The sequence below is a fragment of the Ruegeria sp. B10 genome (assembly GCF_056539825.1).
The window spans coordinates 258151-276249 of record NZ_JBQFVP010000006.1 but is presented as its reverse complement, the minus strand read 5'-3'; the positions used below and the strand labels follow the sequence as shown (position 1 = coordinate 276249).

Here is an 18099-nt window from a genome sequence, read left to right as displayed (position 1 = left end):
CTGCGCCGATCTTATTCCGTTTGCCCAAAAAGCAAAAACGGCGGTTTCCCAGGGAGGAGGAAGGGAAACCGCCGTTCTTTTCTACATCAGGGCAGGGAGGAGGAGAGCCCCGATGTATCCGAACCCGGGTTTGAGCCCGGTATGAGGAAGACGCGGCGACGTCAGGGAGGAGGAAGACGTCACCGCGCGCTTTCAACACCGGGCAGGGAGGAGGAGAGCCCGGTGTGTCTTGGTCCGGCGTTGCGAGGCCGGTATTTGGTGCGGCGACGTCAGGGAGGAGGAGAGACGCCGCCGCTGATTACAGACCCTAAAGGGAGGAGGAAGGGTCTGATCTCGTGTATTCCTGTGCGCTTAGCGCGCTGTGAAGTCGTTTGCCGCCTGACGGGCCAGGCCGCGGATCATTGCACGGCTCAGGCCGAGATCGGCCAGCTCGCGGTTCGACAGCGCGGACAGCTCACTTACCGTCTGGCGGTACAGGCGGTAGCGGGCAAAACGTGTCTTTGCGGCCTCGATCATGGTGGTGATACCGCCAAATTGAGTGCCTTTAAGTGCCGGTGTGTTTGTTGCCATTGCCATCTTGTTATTCCGTTCATTCTTGTCTTGCTGACCGGTGCCAGCGTTTGCTTGAGGATGAAAATAAGTGAATGCTGCGATTGCACAATAGCCCGCAACGTCAATGCTGCTATGCAGCAAATGCATGGATATCAGAGCCTTGTCAGTCGCGGTTTGAAATCACCCATGATTTTTTGGGGTTTGCGGTACCTTGGGCGCCAAGTCTTGGTCGAGCAAAGATTCCGTCTCATCATTCGACTTGCCCGGAGTTTGAGCGCAGCTGCGAAAGTTTGTGCGTTTGATGGACGCTTTGTTTCAACTCGATCACGGGAAAGCGATCTTAGATCGTGGCTTGGGAATTCGTGGGAGCAGATCAAAGCGGCCAAATTCCACGCGGTTTCCTTTTGTGTGATTCTTTGCTTTTTGCGTTGCTGACGGGTCTCAGCCGGCATTTAATCCAAGAACTCGAAATTTTTTTTGGGAAATCATGGGTGATCGCGGGAGGTTCATGAGTTCACCATATCTAGCGATTGAATGACTTTTGATGTCGATATGAAGTGTATTGGTTCTGAAATTGGCTCAAAATTCACCTTGTTTTTATAACCCGTATTAGGCAGCGCCCAAAAATTCCTGTTGATTTCCATGAATTCCCATGTCATCCCTAATGCATCCGATGAGGACGAGGCAGCAGGGGCAGCAAACGACCCCAACCAAAAATAATCAGGTTTCATACAGGCATCTCGCTTTCATCACTCAAGAGATCCGGCGCGCGGGCGAGCAGACATCCCCCCAGGTGGCGCGTGCAGCTGGACATCCCGCAAAGCGGGCCAATGCGGCGGGTTGATCAGTGGCAGCAGATCAACCCGCCGTTTTTCATCCGGGGGGAACGTGAAATTCAAGTGGGGCGCAAGCGAAAGGGACAGTCGTCTTGGCGCGCAGGTTTAGAGGTGAAAGCCACCATAAGGTGGACACGAAGGGCAGGGTCTCGATCCCGGCCTCTTTTCGCCGTGTGCTTGAATCGTCTGACCCCAATTGGCAGCCCGGTGACAATCCTGAGCTTGTGATTGTCTATGGTGACCACCGCCGCAAATACCTTGAATGCTATACTATGCAGGCGATTGATGAGGTCGACGACAAGATCGACGCTCTGCCGCGTGGCTCGATGGAGCGTAAGATGCTTCAGCGTATGTTCCACGGCCAGTCCTTTCCCACCAATGTGGATGAAACCGGGCGTTTGGTTTTGCCAGCCAAGCTGCGCAACAAGATCGACCTGGAGAATGAGGCCTTCTTCATAGCCGCCGGTGACACCTTCCAGATCTGGAAGCCCGAGACCTATGAGGTCGAGGAACTGGCCAAGGCCGAGGAATGGATGGACGATCTGCCGGATGATTTCGACCCGATGGTCTATCTCGATGGCGTTGGGGACGCGTAACGGCATGTCCGGCGCGATCTCCTCATCTTCTAACCCACATATTCCTGTCCTGCTGCGCCCTTTGCTGGCGGCGGTGTCTCCGGCGGCGGGTACTTGGCTGGACGGCACGTTCGGCGCGGGCGGCTATACAAGGGGTCTTCTTGAGGCCGGGGCCGAGAAAGTGATCGGCGTGGATCGCGATCCGCTGGCGTTTGAAATGGCCGCAGACTGGGCAGGCGACTATGGCGACCGGCTGGTGATGCAGCCCGGTGTATTCTCTCGCATGGATGAATATGCGCAGGATCTTGATGGGGTTGTGCTGGACCTCGGGGTTTCGTCCATGCAGCTGGATCTGGCTGAGCGCGGCTTTTCTTTCATGAAAGACGGCCCGCTCGACATGCGCATGAGCCAGGAGGGCGAAAGCGCCGCCGATCTGGTCAACACCGCGACCGAGGCGCAATTGGCTGACATCCTGTTCCACTACGGTGAGGAGCGTGCAAGTCGGCGTATCGCCAAGGCAATTGTCAAAGCGCGCGCCGAGGAACCCATCACCACGACCTTGCGTCTGGCCGAGATTATCGAATCCTGTCTGCCGCGCCCCAAGCCGGGGCAATCGCATCCTGCGACGCGCAGTTTTCAGGGCCTGCGGATTGCGGTGAACGCCGAATATGATGAGCTGTTTCAGGGCCTTATGGCCGCCGAGCGGGCCTTGAAGCCTGGTGGGCAACTGGCTGTTGTGACCTTCCATTCCATCGAAGACCGCATGGTTAAACGGTTCTTCCAGTCTCGGGCTGGTAAGACGGGTCGCGCTAACCGCTATGCGCCCGAAATGGAACAGGAACTGCCGCAATTTACGCTCAAAACACGCAAGGCCGTCGGGCCGGATGAGCAGGAATTGCAGGAAAACCCGCGTGCGCGCTCGGCCAAGCTGCGTGTCGCGATCCGTACCGAGGCTCCGGCGGGGGAAATTGAGGCTCGCGCCATTGGGATGCCGCAACTTGGGGGAAGGGCAAGATGAAGAGTATTCTGTATGTGTTGACAGCTCTGTCCGTGTTCGGATTGGCCTTGTGGGCCTATCAGGAGAATTACCGGACCCAGCAAGTTGTTAAAGAAATGCAGGCCCTTCAGGGTGAGATCGGCTTGGCGCAGGTTAAGCTGGCGGTACTGAATGCCGAATGGGCCTATCTGAACCGCCCCGATCGTCTGCGTGAGCTGGCTGATTTGAACTTCGAACGCATGGGCCTGCTGCCTTTGCGGGCCGAGCAATTCGGACGTGCGGATCAAATCGCCTATGCCGAGGACCCCGACCTGCCCGTGGTTGACCCGATCGAGCTGCAGGCGATCACGGATATTCAGGCTTTGGGTGAGGTGCAGATTCCATGACCCGTACACCCCTGCGCCCTCTGGCCCGCGTTCTGGATGCCCGCGCGAAGGGCGAAAACCCAAAGGTCATCGAGCGCGAGAATATCCGCCAACGCCATGAAAAGATGAAAGACCGCGCTCGTGCTCGTGCCGAGGGGCGTCTTTTGGTTTTGGGCCTGTTCTTCTTTTGCGCCTTCTCGGTTGTGGGTGTCCGCATGGGCATGCTGGCCACATCCGAGGCGCAAGAGCCGCTGGCCAGTGCACCCGGTGCTTCGATTGCCATGCAGCGTGCTAATATCGTTGATCGCGAAGGGCGTATACTGGCGACCAATCTGGATACCTACTCAGTCTACGCCCAACCGCCTTTGATGATTGATCCGATTGCGGTAGCTGATCAGCTGGTCGCGATTTTCCCGGATCTCGACAAAGAGCGTCTGGTCAAGGACTTCACCGGCAAGCGCAAGTTCCTGTGGATCAAGAAACGCATCTCGCCCGAGCAGAAACAGGCAGTGCATGACATAGGCGATCCCGGCATCCTGTTCGGCCCTCGTGAAATGCGCCTCTATCCGAATGGCAAGCTGGCGGCGCATATTCTTGGTGGTTCGGGTTTTGGCCGCGAAGGTGTGAGTGCAGCCGAGGTGATCGGCGTCGCTGGTGTCGAGAAGGAGTTCGACGACTACTTGCGCGACCCGGCTAACGGTAACAAACCGCTGCAACTATCGCTGGACCTGACCATTCAGGCAGCGGTCGAGCAGGTGCTGTATGGCGGGATGAAGATCATGAACGCCAAGGGCGCCTCGGCGGTTCTGATGAATGCGCATACGGGCGAGGTGATCTCGGCCGCGTCTCTGCCGTCGTTTGACCCCAACGACCGTCCGCGCCCGCCGACCTCGGGCTTTGATCCATCTGATAGCCCTCTGTTCAATCGCTATGTGCAGGGTGTCTATGAGCTTGGATCGGTCTTCAAAATCTTTACCGCCGCACAGGCTGTGCAGCTTGGATTGGTGAACTCCGATACCATCATCGACACCTCCGGTCCGATGAAGATCGGCCGTTTCCCAATTGGTGAGTTCAACGGCAAGAACTATGGTAAGATCAGCGTAGCGGATGTGATCGTCCACAGCTCGAACCGCGGGACTGGACGGTTGGCTTTGCAAATCGGTTCGAAACGCCAGCAAAGCTTTCTGGAAACGCTGGGCATGTTCGAACCCACCCCGTTCGAGATTGTCGAAGCCGCAGGCGGTGCACCCCTCAAGCCCAAGAAATGGGGTGAGTTGAGCACAGTCACCATCTCTTACGGCCACGGTCTGTCGACCAGCCCGATGCATCTGGCGGCAGGGTATGCGGCGATTGCCAATGGCGGGCACTATGTCAGCCCCACGATCCTGCGCCGCAATGGCCCTCAATACGGGCCCCGTGTGATGTCGGAAAACACCGCGCAACAGGCGCAGAAGATGCTGCGCAAAGTGGTGACGGACGGCACGGCGAGCTTTGCTGAGGTCAAAGGTTATGATGTGGCGGGCAAGACCGGCACTGCCGATAAGCCCAAACCGCGTGGCGGGTACTATGATGACAAGGTGATCGCCACCTTCGCCACCATCTTCCCGGCTTACGACCCGAAATATGTGCTGATCGTCACTTTGGACGAACCCTCCATTCTGGCCTATGGCGAAAAGCGTCGCACGGCAGGTTGGACTGCGGTGCCCGTTGCGGCTGAGTTGATCGGCCGTGTCGCGCCCTTGTTGGGCCTGCGACCCCGGCTTGAGCCTGAGGCGAGCGCTGCTATAACCCTGACCTCGAATTAGGGTGCCAGAGAACAGGTGGGTCATGGGCGCAAGAACAAAGAAACTCAGCCAACTGGCCCTGACAGCACGCGGAGGGGCGAATCCCGACATCACCGGATTGGCCGTCGATAGCCGCGAGGTCAAAGACGGTTTCCTATTCGCAGCGCTTCCCGGTACGCGCGTCCATGGCGGTGAGTTTATCCAATTCGCCCTGCGCATGGGGGCCGCCGCCATTCTGACCGATGCCGAAGGCGCGCAGATCGCCGAGGCCGAACTGGCCGCATCCGACGCCGCGTTGATCGTGGTTGAAGACCCGCGTCAGGCACTGGCCGGGTCAGCCGCGCTTTGGTTCGGTGCGCAACCGCAGACGATTGTTGCGGTCACTGGGACCAATGGCAAAACCTCGGTCGCCACATTTGTCCGCCAGATCTGGGCTGAGCTCGGCCACGCTGCCGTCAATCTCGGCACCACCGGGGTCGAAGGCGCATGGACGGCGCCGCTGGCCCATACCACGCCCGAACCGATCACTCTGCATCGCTGTCTGTCCGAGGCCGCCGAGAATGGCGCAACCCATGCGGCGATGGAGGCGTCCTCGCATGGATTGGAACAGCGTCGTCTTGACGGAGTGTATCTTGCCGCTGCGGGTTTCTCGAACTTCACGCAGGATCATCTGGACTATCACGAGACGTTCGAGGCCTATTTCGCAGCCAAAATGGGTTTGTTCGACCGGGTATTGCCTGAGGACGGCACCGCAGTCATCAACCTGAGCGACCCGAAGGGTGCGCAGGTGCGCAAGATTGCTGAAGCGCGGGGGCAGTCTGTGCTGACCGTCGGGCTGGGCGAGGCCGACCTGTGTCTGATGAACCAGCGGTTTGACTCGACCGGGCAGGATTTGCGGTTCTCGTGGCAGGGCAAGACCTTCCAGACGCGCCTGAACTTGATCGGAGGGTTCCAGGCCGAAAACATCCTGCTGGCCTGTGGGCTGGTTATCGCTGCAGGTGACGACCCTGAGCGGGTGTTCGAGACCCTGCCGCATCTGACAACGGTCCGGGGCCGCATGCAACTGGCCGCAACCCGCGACAATGGCGCGGCGGTTTTTGTGGACTATGCCCACACGCCGGATGCAGTCGCAACGGCTTTGAAAGCGCTGCGCCCGCATGTGATGGGACGTCTGATCGCGATCGTTGGTGCAGGCGGAGATCGCGACGCAACCAAGCGCCCGCTGATGGGAAAGGCCGCCGCCAACCACGCGGATATCGTCTTTGTCACTGACGACAACCCGCGCAGCGAAGACCCGGCCTCTATCCGCGCCGCCGTGATGGACGGTGCGCCAGAGGCGACCGAAGTAGGTGATCGCGCCGAGGCTATTCTGCGGGGTATTGACGCTTTGCAACCCGGCGACGCGCTGCTGATTGCAGGCAAAGGCCATGAAACAGGTCAGATCGTAGGTGATCAGGTGCTACCTTTTGATGATGTGGAACAAGCGAGCATTTCCGTGGCTGCCCTAGACGGGAGGGTCGCATGACACTCTGGACTGCGGCAGAGGCCGCCGCCGCGACCGGAGGGCGCGCCACCAGTGATTGGGCTGTGGATGGCGTGTCGATTGATACGCGGACTTTGCAACCGGGCGACCTGTTTGTCGCGTTGAAGGCCGCGCGCGACGGCCATGATTTTGTAGCTCAGGCGCTGGAGGAGGGCGCTGGCGCCGCCTTGGTGTCGTATATCCCTGAAGGGGTGTCCGAAGATGCGCCTTTGCTGATTGTGGACGATGTGCAATCCGGGCTGGAAGCACTCGGACAGGCCGCCCGCGCCCGGACCGAGGCACGCGTTGTGGGCGTGACAGGGAGTGTTGGCAAGACCTCGACCAAAGAGATGTTGGCCACCATTCTGGAAACGCAGGGCAAAACCCATGCCAGTGTCGCCAGCTATAACAATCATTGGGGTGTTCCACTGACGCTCGCGCGGATGCCGCAAGACACTGAATTCGCGGTGATTGAGATCGGGATGAACCATCCGGGCGAGATTGCCCCTCTAGCCCGTCAGGCGCGCCCGCATGTGGGCTTGGTGACAACGGTTGCAGCTGTGCACCTCGAAGCGTTCGAGTCCGTTGCCGGTATCGCCCATGAGAAAGCGGCGATCTTTGAGGGGTTGGAGCCCGGTGGTGCAGCCATCGTGAACGCTGATATCGAACATGCGGGTATTTTGCGCCAGGCAGCACAAAACCTTGGCGCTGGAATCGTTGAGTTCGGTCGGCAAGCTGCAGATTACAAGCTGACCGAAGTGACTGCCGGGTCCGAAACCGTTCAAGCACGGGCTGAAGTTGGTGACACTGTGTTTGCCTTCGACGTCCAATCGGCAGGCATGCATTTTGCAATGAATGCGCTGGGCGCGTTGGCTGCCTGTGTGGAGATGGGTGTCGACCTGGATCAGGCAATAGACGGCCTGCGCCAATGGTCTCCAGTCAAAGGGCGCGGGGTTCGGGAGACTCTGCCGCTGGCGAGTGGCGGTCAGATCGAGCTGCTGGATGACAGCTACAATGCGAACCCAACCTCGATGGAGGCTGCGCTGGACGTCTTGGCCGCTTCGAACGGAACGCGCCGTATCGCCTTTTTGGGCGACATGAAGGAGTTGGGCGCGCAAAAGGTGGCAATGCATGCAGGCATGGCCGAGGTCAGCGCGATGGCGCAGGTCGATCAGGTTCACTGTATTGGGCCGTTGATGAAAGCAATGCACGAGGCTTTGCCGGATACAAAGAGGGGCCTGTGGTTCGAAACCAGCGCCGAGATGGCGGAACACCTGCCGGAATTGATCGAAAGTGGCGATACCGTGCTGGCGAAAGGCTCGCTCAGCATGGCTTTGGCCCGGATTGTTGACGGTCTGCGGAAAATGGGGCAAGGGGGCGCGCTTGACGGGTAACGCGCCCGTGCGCCTCGTGTGAGAAAGGTACTGTAATGCTGTATTGGTTGACCGCCCTGTCGGACGGAGGGGATTTCTGGAACCTCTTCCGCTATATCACGTTCCGCGCGGGTGGGGCCTTTTTGACGGCGCTGATCTTTGGGTTTTTGTTTGGCAAACCTCTGATCAACGTGTTGCGCCGCAAGCAGGGCAAAGGTCAGCCGATCCGTGATGACGGTCCCGAGGGGCATTTCTCCAAAGCCGGAACGCCCACCATGGGTGGCTTGCTGATCGTAGGCGCGCTGGTGACGTCAACGCTGCTTTGGGCGCGCTGGGACAATCCTTACGTTTGGATGGTGCTGTTCGTGACGCTGGCTTACGCGGCGATCGGGTTCGCCGATGACTATGCCAAGGTGTCCAAGCAGAACACCAAAGGCGTATCGGGTAAAATGCGCTTGGCACTGGGTATCATCATCGCCGTGTTGGCCGCCTTCTGGGCGTCTTTGCATCATCCAGAGGCTTTGCAGAACCAACTGGCGGTACCGATTTTCAAGGATACGCTTGTCAATCTAGGAATCCTCTACATCCCGTTTGCCGTTATCGTGATTGTGGGTTCTGCCAATGCCGTGAACCTGACCGATGGGCTTGACGGTTTGGCGATCATGCCCGCGATGATTGCCGCTACGACTCTGGGAATCATCGCTTATGCGGTGGGTCGTGTCGACTTCACCGAGTATCTGGATGTGCACTACGTACCCGGAACGGGCGAGATTTTGATCTTCACTTCGGCGCTGTTTGGCGGTGGTCTTGGGTTCCTGTGGTATAACGCACCGCCTGCGGCTGTGTTCATGGGCGATACCGGGTCGCTGGCCTTGGGCGGTGCACTGGGCGCGATTGCCGTGGCGACCAAGCACGAGTTGGTGCTGGCCGTGGTTGGCGGCCTGTTTGTGGTCGAGGCGCTGAGTGTGATCATTCAGGTTCTCTATTTCAAGCGCACCGGTAAGCGCGTGTTCCTGATGGCTCCGATCCATCATCACTATGAGAAGAAAGGCTGGGCGGAACCCACCATCGTGATCCGGTTCTGGATCATTTCGCTGATCCTCGCGATGATCGGTTTGGCGACACTGAAAGTCCGATAGCCCTCCCGCCAGGTTCAGAGGGCCTGCGGCCCTCTTGCCACCTGTTGGGCCCGGCTCGCGCTGGCGCGCGAGCCTGAAAGCGCCCTTGCCATATGGATTTTCTTCGGTGCAGTGTGGCTCGCATTCAAGTTGAAAGAAGGGGGGCGGCATGATCCCGGTCAAAGGTTTCTCAGGGCAGAAGGTCGCCGTTTTAGGCCTTGGTCGGTCGGGTTTGGCGACCGCGCGTGCGTTGCGTGCCGGTGGGGCGGAGGCGATCTGCTGGGATGACAATCCTGCCGCGCGCGAGACTGCTGAAGGGGAGGGGTTTCAATGCCTCGATCTGCGGCGCCACGGGGCGTTTGATGATATCGCCACGCTGATCGTCTCGCCCGGTATTCCGCATCTTTACCCTCAACCGAACCCGATTGTCGCAGCCGCGTTGGAGGCCGGGGTACCAGTGGACAACGATATCGGCCTGTTCTTTAGATCCTTTGCGGGGTCTGAGTGGAACAACTACGACATGCCGCCGCGCGTGATCGCGGTGACCGGGTCGAACGGCAAATCGACCACGGCGGCCCTGATCCATCACATCCTAACTGAAACTGGGCGTGAGGCGCAGTTGGCGGGCAATATCGGGCGCGGCGTGTTGGATATCGACCCCGGCGGCGATGGATCGGTCGTCGTGCTGGAGCTATCGAGCTATCAGACCGAGCTGGCCCGCGCATTGACGCCTGATGTAGCTGTTTTCACGAACCTGTCGCCGGACCATCTGGATCGCCACGGTGGAATGGGTGGGTATTTCGCCGCCAAGAGACGCCTCTTTGCCGAGGGCGGGCCAGACCGTGCCGTGATTGGCATTGATGAAGCCGAAGGCGCATTCCTGGCCGGACAATTGGCCGAGGGTCCGGCGGATGATCGGGTGATCCGCATCTCGGTTGAGCGCAAACTGACCGGTCCGGGATGGCAGGTCTTTGCCCGCAAAGGCTTCCTTTCGGAGTATCGCAAAGGGCGGCAGACCGGCTCGATTGATCTGCGCGGTATCAAGGGGTTGCCGGGCGCGCATAATCACCAGAACGCCTGTGCCGCCTATGCCGCTTGCCGGTCTCTGGGTCTGGCGCCGCGCGTGATCGAGGATGCCTTGCACAGCTATCCGGGCCTGCCGCATCGCAGTCAGATCATCGCCGAAGCGGGTGGGGTGACCTTTGTGAACGACTCCAAGGCAACGAATGTGGACAGTGCCGTGAAAGCTCTGAGTGCGTTCAAGAAAATCCGCTGGATTTGCGGTGGGTTGGAGAAAGAAGGCGGTATCGACTCCCTGAACGTTGCCTCGGATCAGGTGATCAAGGCCTATGTGATCGGGCGCGAGGCGGCGGGTTTCGCCATGCAGCTAAAGGTCGAGGCGCAGGTCTGTACCACAATGGCCGCTGCCGTTGAGCAGGCCATAGCCGACAGCGAGGCAGGGGAGACCGTCTTGCTGGCCCCAGCAGCCGCCAGTTTTGACCAATATGACAATTTTGAGCAGCGCGGGGATGACTTCGCAGCGCAGGTTCAAAAGTGCCTAAACGCCTAGCCCGTTTGCAATTCCTTGCCGATTGGGCGACAGTTTGCGGGTATCGGCTTGAAGCCGTTTAAGGATTTGCTTTTCTGCTCGTAAATTCAAAAAGAGGTCATGAATATGCCTAACCCGAAATCCCTTCTGATCGTCCCGGCTCTGCTGCTGGCTGGGGCTTGCACGAATACAGGCGCAAACTACGTGCCCGTTATTGATGGCCCGGTTGGCCCCAACTACCAGTCGGACCTGCTGCAATGTCAGCAACTGGCGGCGTCTCAGGCAGCGGTCGATGGATCGACCGCGGGTAACGCGGCGATTGGTGCGGCCGGTGCTGCGGCGACCACTGCCATCATTCAGGACAGCAGCGACAATCTGGGTCGCGCTGCCGCGGCAGGTGCTCTGATCGGGGCCGGGGCAGACGTGATCGCGAAGAACCAGAACAAGGAAGTCATCGTGCGCAACTGCATGCGCGGACGCGGCTATAACGTCGTCGGCTAGGGCCGCGCAATCGATCGCGTCGGCTAACGCGCGGAAATGGCCTTTCCGGCGGCGTGGCCCGAGGACCAAGCCCACTGAAAGTTATAGCCGCCAAGCCAACCGGTGACATCCATCGCTTCACCAATCGCATAGAGGCCGGGGACATCCCTGGCCTCCATCGTTTTTGACGACAGGTCATCAGTGTCAATCCCACCCAGAGTGACCTCTGCGGTGCGGTATCCTTCGGTCCCCGAAGGCGTGAGATGCCAATCCGAGAGAGCCAAGATCAGGTCGTGCAGCGCCGCGTCCGACTGATCGGCAAGGTTGCCCTTCATCGGGATATGTTGGGCGAGGTGATCCACCAACCGCGATGGCAAGTGCCGGGCGAGTTCGGTGGTCAGAGCCTTGCGCCCTCCGGTCTGTCGCTGATCGCGCAAAAGATCGAACAAAGGCAGGTCCGGAATCAGATTGACGCGGATCGCTTTTCCCTCATGCCAATATGAGGACAGTTGCAGCACCGATGGTCCGCTGAGGCCACGATGAGTGAACAGAAGTGCTTCGTCAAAACTGGTGCGATCGTTGGACAGGCGTGCGGGCAGAGAGACGCCAGACAGCTCCTTGAACCTCCCGTCCGAGAAGGTGAACGGAACCAGCGCAGCGCGGGTATCTGTGACGCGCAGATTGAATTGCTGCGCGATGTCATAGGCGAGACCGGTTGCACCCATTTTGGGGATCGACTTGCCGCCGGTTGCCAGCACAAGGTTGCGACAGGTCAGGCTGTGCCGCGCACCTTCGCGGTCGACCTCCAGCGCGAACCCGGCTTCGGTCTTGCGCAGCGCTTTGACCTCGGTCCTCAGCCACAGGTCAGCCCCGGCCCGGGTCATCTCATCCAGCAGCATCTGCACGATTTGCTTCGAGGTGTCGTCGCAGAACAACTGCCCCAGCGTTTTCTCATGCCATGCGATGCCGTGACGCCCGACCAGATCGATGAAATCCCATTGCGTATAGCGCGCCAACGCGGATTTGCAGAAATGCGGGTTATGCGACTGGAAATTGGCAGGCCCCGCATACATATTGGTGAAGTTGCAACGCCCGCCGCCCGAGATGCGGATCTTCTCGCCGGGGGCTTTTGCGTGATCGATCACCAGAACCCGCCCGCCGCAATGCGCCGCGCACATCATACCGGCAGCACCGGCCCCGAGGATGATCGTGTCATAGGTCATGCGCTGCGAATGGCGCGGATTGGCCCGGATGGCAAGCGCTGGTAAGACACCCGCTCAAAAACAGAGCGTGTCCAAAGGCCAGCTTCTATCAGGCGAAAGGCACAGTTTCCGCAGCCGAGAGCGCCTGAACAGCAACAGATTAATGTATTTTGAACCGTTGTGAGGCCTACCACCTGTTACCTTGGCCTGAGTGACGATAAAAAAGTGCCAAGTTCCGAGCTGTTTCCCGTTTTGCGGAGTGTATTCACTATGCCGACCAATGTTTTCGGTGCGTTCCGAACCGATACAAATCTGTCTGCGAATGACGTTACCTTCGATCCAACAGGCGTTGTCTTCGAGATTTCGGCCTACAGCCAGATCACCATCGAGGATGGGGCCGACGCTACAATCATCGATGGTGATGACCAGAACAACGAGTTTCCAAACGATCCAACGCAGACCTTCAACGGCAATGTGATCTTCTGGGACTTTACCATCGAAGTCACTGACGGCACCAATACGTACCAGATCGGTATTTTCGACTATGACATCGACGGCAATGGAAACTCGAACGTCATCAATGCGGAATCCGGTTTCTTCATTGGGTTTCTTGATGGCTCTGTTCCACCGCTGAACACACCTCTGACGGTCAACGGGGTTATCGATAACGGCCCCGATATTGATGTTGATACGGTTGTGCCGTGTTTCGTTTCGGGCACTTTGATCGAAACACCTGATGGCCCACGATTGATTGACGATCTGAACCCAGGTGATTTGGTTCTCACTCAGGATAACGGTGCTCAACCGATCCGTTGGATCAGCACGCAGGACCTCGACAAAATAGATCTGACGCTGAAACCCAAGCTAAGGCCAATCCATATCGCGCAGGGTGCTTTGGGACAGGGCGTTCCTGCGCGTGATCTGTGTGTCTCGCCACAACACCGCATGCTGGTCAGGTCAGCCATTGCTGAGCGCATGTTTGCCAAAGATGAGGTCTTTGTTCCGGCTTGCAAACTGCTCGATCTGCCCGGTGTTTCAGTTCAGACGGGAGGCGCGACGGTTACGTATATCCATCTTCTGCTCGACCGCCATGAGGTCATCTTTGCCGAGGGCGCGCCGACGGAAAGCCTGTTCACCGGTCCCGAAGCACTTAGGGCGATCGGAAAGGACGGAGTTGAAGAGTTGCGGCAAATACTCCCGCAACTCTTTGTGAGTAGTTACCAACCAGAACCCGCACGTCTGGTCCCTAGACGTGGGCGCCAAATGCGCAATCTGGTTCAGCGTCACGTGAAAAACGGCAAGCCAATGGTTCAGAGAAAGGCTCAGGCTAATAGCGGCGGTTGAACTCGCTACTTGGTCTCCGTTTTTTGTTTGCAAAGCTCATTTCCCTAGCCCAAACGCCAATTTCCCTGTAGACTCTCAAGCAGATCCCGAAAACGGGACGCGAGTGAGGCAGTAAGTGGCGGTATCTCATGACTGAGATGGTGTATGGCGCGGTCCAGGACCAGCGCGGGGAACCGATTCTACCAAAGTGGTGGCGGACAATTGATCGCTGGACGATGTCCTGCGTGCTGATTCTGTTTGTCATCGGATTGTTGCTGGGGCTGGCCTCATCGCCGCCTCTGGCCGGGCGCAACGGGTTTGATCCGTTCCACTATGTCGAACGACAGGCGCTCTTCGGCGGATTGGCGCTGATCGCGATGCTGCTGACCTCGATGTTGTCGCCGACATTGGTGCGGCGTTTGGCGGTGCTGGGCTTCCTTGGCGCCTTTGTGGCGCTGGCGTTCCTGCCGGTCTTCGGGACGGATTTCGGAAAAGGTGCGGTGCGCTGGTACTCGCTGGGGTTCGCCTCATTGCAACCGTCCGAGTTTCTCAAGCCCGGATTTGTGGTCGTTGCGGCGTGGCTGCTGGCAGCCTCGCAAGAGATCAACGGCCCTCCGGGGCGGTTGTGGTCTTTTGCGCTGTGTATAGCGATTGTTGGCATGCTGGTGATGCAGCCTGATTTCGGGCAAGCCTGCCTGATCCTCTTTGGCTGGGGCGTGATGTATTTCGTGGCCGGTGCGCCGATGCTTTTGCTGGTTGGCATGGCCGGCGTGGTCGTTTTGGGCGGGATGTTCGCTTATTCCAACTCGGACCACTTTGCCCGCCGCATCGACGGATTTCTGAACCAGGAGGTCGATCCGACCACTCAGCTTGGCTATGCCACCAACGCCATCCGTGAGGGCGGTTTGTTTGGTGTTGGCGTAGGTGAGGGGCAGGTCAAATGGTCTCTGCCTGATGCGCATACGGATTTCATCATCGCTGTGGCGGCCGAGGAATATGGGCTGATCCTGGTGCTGATCATCATCGCGCTTTATTCGATCATCGTTGTGCGCTCGCTAATGCGCCTGATGCGTGAGCGGGATATGTTCATCCGTCTGGCTGGCACCGGGCTGGCCTGCATGTTTGGCGTTCAGGCGATGATCAATATGGGTGTGGCGGTGCGCCTGTTGCCCGCAAAGGGCATGACGCTGCCCTTTGTCAGCTATGGCGGCTCATCCCTAATCGCGGGCGGTATTGCGGTCGGCATGTTGCTAGCCTTCACACGCTCGCGTCCACAGGGTGAGCTCGGTGATATCTTGCGCGGACGAGGCTGATGGGCAAACCTTACCTGTTGATTGCGGCTGGCGGCACCGGGGGCCACATGTTCCCGGCGCAGGCCTTGGCTGAGGCGATGCTGCAAAAAGGCTGGCGCGTGCGCCTGTCGACCGATCCTCGGGGTGCCCGCTACACCGGGGGCTTCCCGCACACGACCGAGATTGTCGAGGCGTCCTCGGCCACTTTCGCACGCGGCGGTCTGGCTGCAAAAGCGCTGGTGGGGCCGAAGATTGCGGGCGGTGTGACCAGCATGGCGATGCAGATGTTGCGCGACCGTCCGGATGTGGTTGTGGGCTTTGGTGGCTACCCGTCGATCCCGGCGCTGGGCGCGGCAACGCTGCTGAAACTGCCGCGTATGATTCATGAGCAAAACGGCGTTTTAGGGCGTGTGAACCAGCTCTTCGCCAAACGCGTTGCCCAAGTGGCCTGCGGTGTTTGGCCTACCGATCTGCCCGAAGGGTCCAGCGGTATTCATACCGGCAACCCAGTCCGGGCCTCAGTGCTGGAGCGGGCCGGTGCGCCCTATATCCCGCCCGGTGAGTATCCGATGTCGGTGCTTGTGATGGGCGGCAGTCAAGGTGCGCGTATCCTCAGCGATGTGGTGCCTGAGGCAATTGCCGCTTTGCCCGAATTCCTGCGCGGGTTCATCCGCGTCTCGCATCAAGCCCGCGACGAGGATGGTGAGAGGGTTACGGCCTTCTACGCGGATCATGGCATTCGCGCCGATGTTCAGCCTTTCTTTGAAGATGTTCCGCGCCGCATGTCGGATGCGCAGCTTGTCGTCAGCCGCTCGGGCGCGTCGAGCGTTGCCGACATCTCGGTCATCGGTCGCCCGTCGATCCTGATCCCGTTTGCCGCTGCTGCAGGGGATCACCAAACCGCCAATGCCCGAGGGCTGGTGCAGGCGGGCGGGGCGATCATGATCCCCGAAAAGGCGCTTGACGTTCCCTCACTGGCCGCGCAAATGACTACGGTTTTGACCAACCCCGAAGCCGCACAGAAAATGGCCCATGCCGCCCTCTCGACCGGAGCCCCCGACGCCACCGAGCGTCTGGTCGCACTTGTCGAGCAACTGGCGCAGAAGGAGACCACATGAACCCCGCAACCAAACTGCCGCAGGACGTAGGACCGATCCATTTCGTTGGGATCGGAGGGATCGGGATGTCGGGGATCGCCGAGGTGTTACTGAACCTGGGCTACCGGGTGCAGGGATCGGATTTGAAAGCGTCGAAGATTACCGACCGTCTGGCCTCGTTGGGGGCTGAGATCTTTGTGGGGCAAAAGGCCGAGAACCTCCAAAGCGCGGCGGTCGTCGTCACCTCGACCGCGATCAAGCCGGGCAACCCGGAACTGGATGAGGCGCGCGCGCAAGGCCTGCCCGTTGTCCGCCGGGCGGATATGCTGGCCGAACTGATGCGCCTGCGCTCAAACATCGCCATTGCCGGAACCCACGGCAAAACCACCACGACCACGATGATGGCAGAGCTGATGGTGGCCGGAGATTTCGACCCCACCGTCATCAATGGCGGCATCATCCACGCCTATGGCTCGAACGCGCGGATGGGGCAGGGCGAATGGATGGTGGTCGAGGCCGACGAGTCCGACGGCTCGTTCAACCGTCTGCCTGCAACCATTGCCATCGTCACCAATATCGACCCCGAGCATATGGAGCATTGGGGCGATTTCGACACGCTGCGCGATGGGTTCTATGAGTTCGTCTCGAACCTGCCCTTCTACGGTCTGGCCGTCTGCTGCACCGATCATGCCGAGGTGCAGGCTTTGGTCGGGCGCATCACCGACCGCCGCGTGCGCACCTACGGGTTCAACGCGCAGGCCGATGTGCGGGCCGAGAACCTGACCTACAAGGGCGGCGTCGCGCATTTCGACATTCACCTGCAATATGAAGACAAGGTGATCGAGGGCTGCACCCTGCCGATGCCCGGCGACCACAATGTCTCGAATGCGCTGAGCGCTGTCGCCGTCGCCCGCCATCTGGGCATGAAAGCTGCGGAAATCCGCGAGGCTCTGGCCAATTTCGGCGGCGTCAACCGCCGATTCACCAAGGTCGGAGAGATCGACGGCGTCACCATCATCGACGATTACGGCCACCACCCGGTCGAAATCGCCGCCGTCCTGAAAGCCGCCCGCCAAGCGACCGAGGGCCGCGTGATCGCCGTTCACCAGCCGCACCGCTATTCGCGCCTGTCCAACCTGTTCGATGACTTCTGCACCTGCTTCAACGACGCTGACGTGGTCGCCATCGCCGATATCTTCGCCGCCGGAGAAGACCCGATCGAGGGCGCCTCGCGCGATGATCTGGTGCAGGGCCTCATCCGTCACGGCCACCGCCATGCGCGGGCCTTGCTGGACGAAAACGATCTGGAGCGTCTGGTCCGCGAACAAGCCCGCCCAGGCGACATGGTCGTGTGTCTCGGCGCCGGGACAATCAGTGCATGGGCGAACGGGTTGCCGGAGCGGTTGCAACGAAAACAGGCTGTTTGACGGCTGATCTAATTTGCTGCACAACCTGAGGGTGTGTGGCCTAAAGCCAAGACCACGTCCCAGGAGGGGACAATGGACTATTCGACCATCTTTGCCGCCCTGTGGGTGATCAGCGCCACCGTCGTGGCCTTGCTGCCGATGCGGCTGCAATTCCCTCCGGGGATTATCCTGTTGCTCTGCGCGCCGGTGATGATCATCTGGCTGGGTTATGACCATGGATGGGTCTGGTCGGTTCTGGCCTTTGGAGGTTTCGTCTCAATGTTCCGCAACCCGATCCGCTATTACTGGCGCAAGTGGGTGCGCGGGGAGGTGATGGAGTGACCCTCTCTCTTGGTCTCGCGGCCCTGTGGGGCCTTGTCGCGAACCTTCTGGCGATGATCCCCAGCAAGGACAACCACTGGACCCGCGCCTATATCCTGATCGCGGTCGGGATCCCTCTGCTTGGATATGTCACCTATGAGAATGGCCCATGGGTCGGGCTGATCGTTCTGGTGATGGGTATGTCGATCCTGCGCTGGCCGGTGATCTATCTGGGGCGGTGGCTGCGTCGGCGGATTTGACCGCTTCACTGCGGATACAGGTTGCCAACTCCCTCTGAATCCGCGAG

General features: G+C 59.5%; 17 protein-coding genes. 15 read left to right on the top strand and 2 right to left on the bottom strand.

The features are described from left to right. Positions 1-351: 351 nt before the first annotated feature. Entirely contained in the window at positions 352-576 is a 225-nt protein-coding gene (locus ACR0J4_RS10795) for a DUF1127 domain-containing protein (protein WP_170643058.1), read from the bottom strand. Between the two features lie 940 nt (positions 577-1516). On the opposite strand from ACR0J4_RS10795, the gene mraZ reads away from it, so the two are divergent. From mraZ to ACR0J4_RS10750, 9 genes are all read left to right on the top strand, one after another. Then, on the top strand, positions 1517-1984 hold the full coding sequence (gene mraZ, locus ACR0J4_RS10790; RefSeq protein WP_480565824.1) for a division/cell wall cluster transcriptional repressor MraZ: 468 nt from the start codon (positions 1517-1519) through the stop codon (positions 1982-1984). A 4-nt stretch (positions 1985-1988) separates the two neighbouring features. Beyond that, complete coding sequence (gene rsmH / locus ACR0J4_RS10785) at positions 1989-2981, top strand: 16S rRNA (cytosine(1402)-N(4))-methyltransferase RsmH (RefSeq protein WP_170643057.1); 993 nt, start codon at positions 1989-1991, stop codon at positions 2979-2981. Next, positions 2978-3346, top strand: a complete 369-nt coding sequence (ftsL, locus tag ACR0J4_RS10780; RefSeq protein ID WP_170468027.1) for a cell division protein FtsL — start codon at positions 2978-2980, stop codon at positions 3344-3346. Before rsmH ends, ftsL begins: the two co-directional genes overlap by 4 nt. Then, positions 3343-5130: a peptidoglycan D,D-transpeptidase FtsI family protein gene (locus ACR0J4_RS10775; RefSeq protein WP_170643048.1), complete on the top strand. Its 1788-nt coding sequence runs from the start codon at positions 3343-3345 to the stop codon at positions 5128-5130. The genes ftsL and ACR0J4_RS10775 overlap by 4 nt, the downstream gene beginning before the upstream one ends. Positions 5131-5152: 22 nt before the next feature. Beyond that, a complete protein-coding gene (locus tag ACR0J4_RS10770; protein ID WP_170643047.1) occupies positions 5153-6634 on the top strand; it encodes a UDP-N-acetylmuramoyl-L-alanyl-D-glutamate--2,6-diaminopimelate ligase in 1482 nt (493 codons plus the stop codon). Next, entirely contained in the window at positions 6631-8025 is a 1395-nt protein-coding gene (locus ACR0J4_RS10765) for a UDP-N-acetylmuramoyl-tripeptide--D-alanyl-D-alanine ligase (RefSeq protein ID WP_170643046.1), read from the top strand. The genes ACR0J4_RS10770 and ACR0J4_RS10765 overlap by 4 nt, the downstream gene beginning before the upstream one ends. Positions 8026-8060: 35 nt before the next feature. Continuing rightward, positions 8061-9143: a phospho-N-acetylmuramoyl-pentapeptide-transferase gene (gene mraY, locus ACR0J4_RS10760; RefSeq protein ID WP_170643045.1), complete on the top strand. Its 1083-nt coding sequence runs from the start codon at positions 8061-8063 to the stop codon at positions 9141-9143. Between the two features lie 148 nt (positions 9144-9291). After that, positions 9292-10692 carry a UDP-N-acetylmuramoyl-L-alanine--D-glutamate ligase gene (gene murD / locus ACR0J4_RS10755; protein ID WP_170747310.1) on the top strand — a complete coding sequence of 467 codons (1401 nt, stop codon included), beginning with the start codon at positions 9292-9294 and terminating at the stop codon, positions 10690-10692. A 99-nt stretch (positions 10693-10791) separates the two neighbouring features. Then, positions 10792-11172, top strand: a complete 381-nt coding sequence (locus ACR0J4_RS10750; RefSeq protein WP_170374988.1) for a glycine zipper family protein — start codon at positions 10792-10794, stop codon at positions 11170-11172. Between the two features lie 23 nt (positions 11173-11195). On the opposite strand, the gene ACR0J4_RS10745 is transcribed toward ACR0J4_RS10750, so the two are convergent. After that, positions 11196-12374, bottom strand: a complete 1179-nt coding sequence (locus tag ACR0J4_RS10745; protein ID WP_170643043.1) for a BaiN/RdsA family NAD(P)/FAD-dependent oxidoreductase — start codon at positions 12372-12374, stop codon at positions 11196-11198. A gap of 249 nt (positions 12375-12623) precedes the next feature. On the opposite strand from ACR0J4_RS10745, the gene ACR0J4_RS10740 reads away from it, so the two are divergent. The 6 genes from ACR0J4_RS10740 to ACR0J4_RS10715 all read left to right on the top strand — a co-directional run bounded on the left by ACR0J4_RS10740 (position 12624) and on the right by ACR0J4_RS10715 (position 18052). Beyond that, positions 12624-13697, top strand: coding sequence for a Hint domain-containing protein (locus ACR0J4_RS10740; protein WP_170643042.1), 1074 nt, complete (start codon positions 12624-12626; stop codon positions 13695-13697). A 128-nt stretch (positions 13698-13825) separates the two neighbouring features. After that, a complete protein-coding gene (gene ftsW, locus ACR0J4_RS10735) occupies positions 13826-14989 on the top strand; it encodes a putative lipid II flippase FtsW (RefSeq protein ID WP_170643041.1) in 1164 nt (387 codons plus the stop codon). Continuing rightward, entirely contained in the window at positions 14989-16086 is a 1098-nt protein-coding gene (locus ACR0J4_RS10730) for a UDP-N-acetylglucosamine--N-acetylmuramyl-(pentapeptide) pyrophosphoryl-undecaprenol N-acetylglucosamine transferase (RefSeq protein WP_170643040.1), read from the top strand. The genes ftsW and ACR0J4_RS10730 overlap by 1 nt, the downstream gene beginning before the upstream one ends. Beyond that, the gene (gene murC, locus ACR0J4_RS10725) at positions 16083-17492 is read left to right on the top strand and encodes a UDP-N-acetylmuramate--L-alanine ligase (protein WP_170643039.1); all 1410 of its coding nucleotides are present in this window, start codon (positions 16083-16085) and stop codon (positions 17490-17492) included. The genes ACR0J4_RS10730 and murC overlap by 4 nt, the downstream gene beginning before the upstream one ends. A gap of 72 nt (positions 17493-17564) precedes the next feature. Continuing rightward, complete coding sequence (locus ACR0J4_RS10720; protein WP_170643038.1) at positions 17565-17813, top strand: DUF2484 family protein; 249 nt, start codon at positions 17565-17567, stop codon at positions 17811-17813. Next, complete coding sequence (locus ACR0J4_RS10715) at positions 17810-18052, top strand: DUF2484 family protein (RefSeq protein WP_170643037.1); 243 nt, start codon at positions 17810-17812, stop codon at positions 18050-18052. The genes ACR0J4_RS10720 and ACR0J4_RS10715 overlap by 4 nt, the downstream gene beginning before the upstream one ends. The last annotated feature ends 47 nt before the right edge of the window (positions 18053-18099 follow it).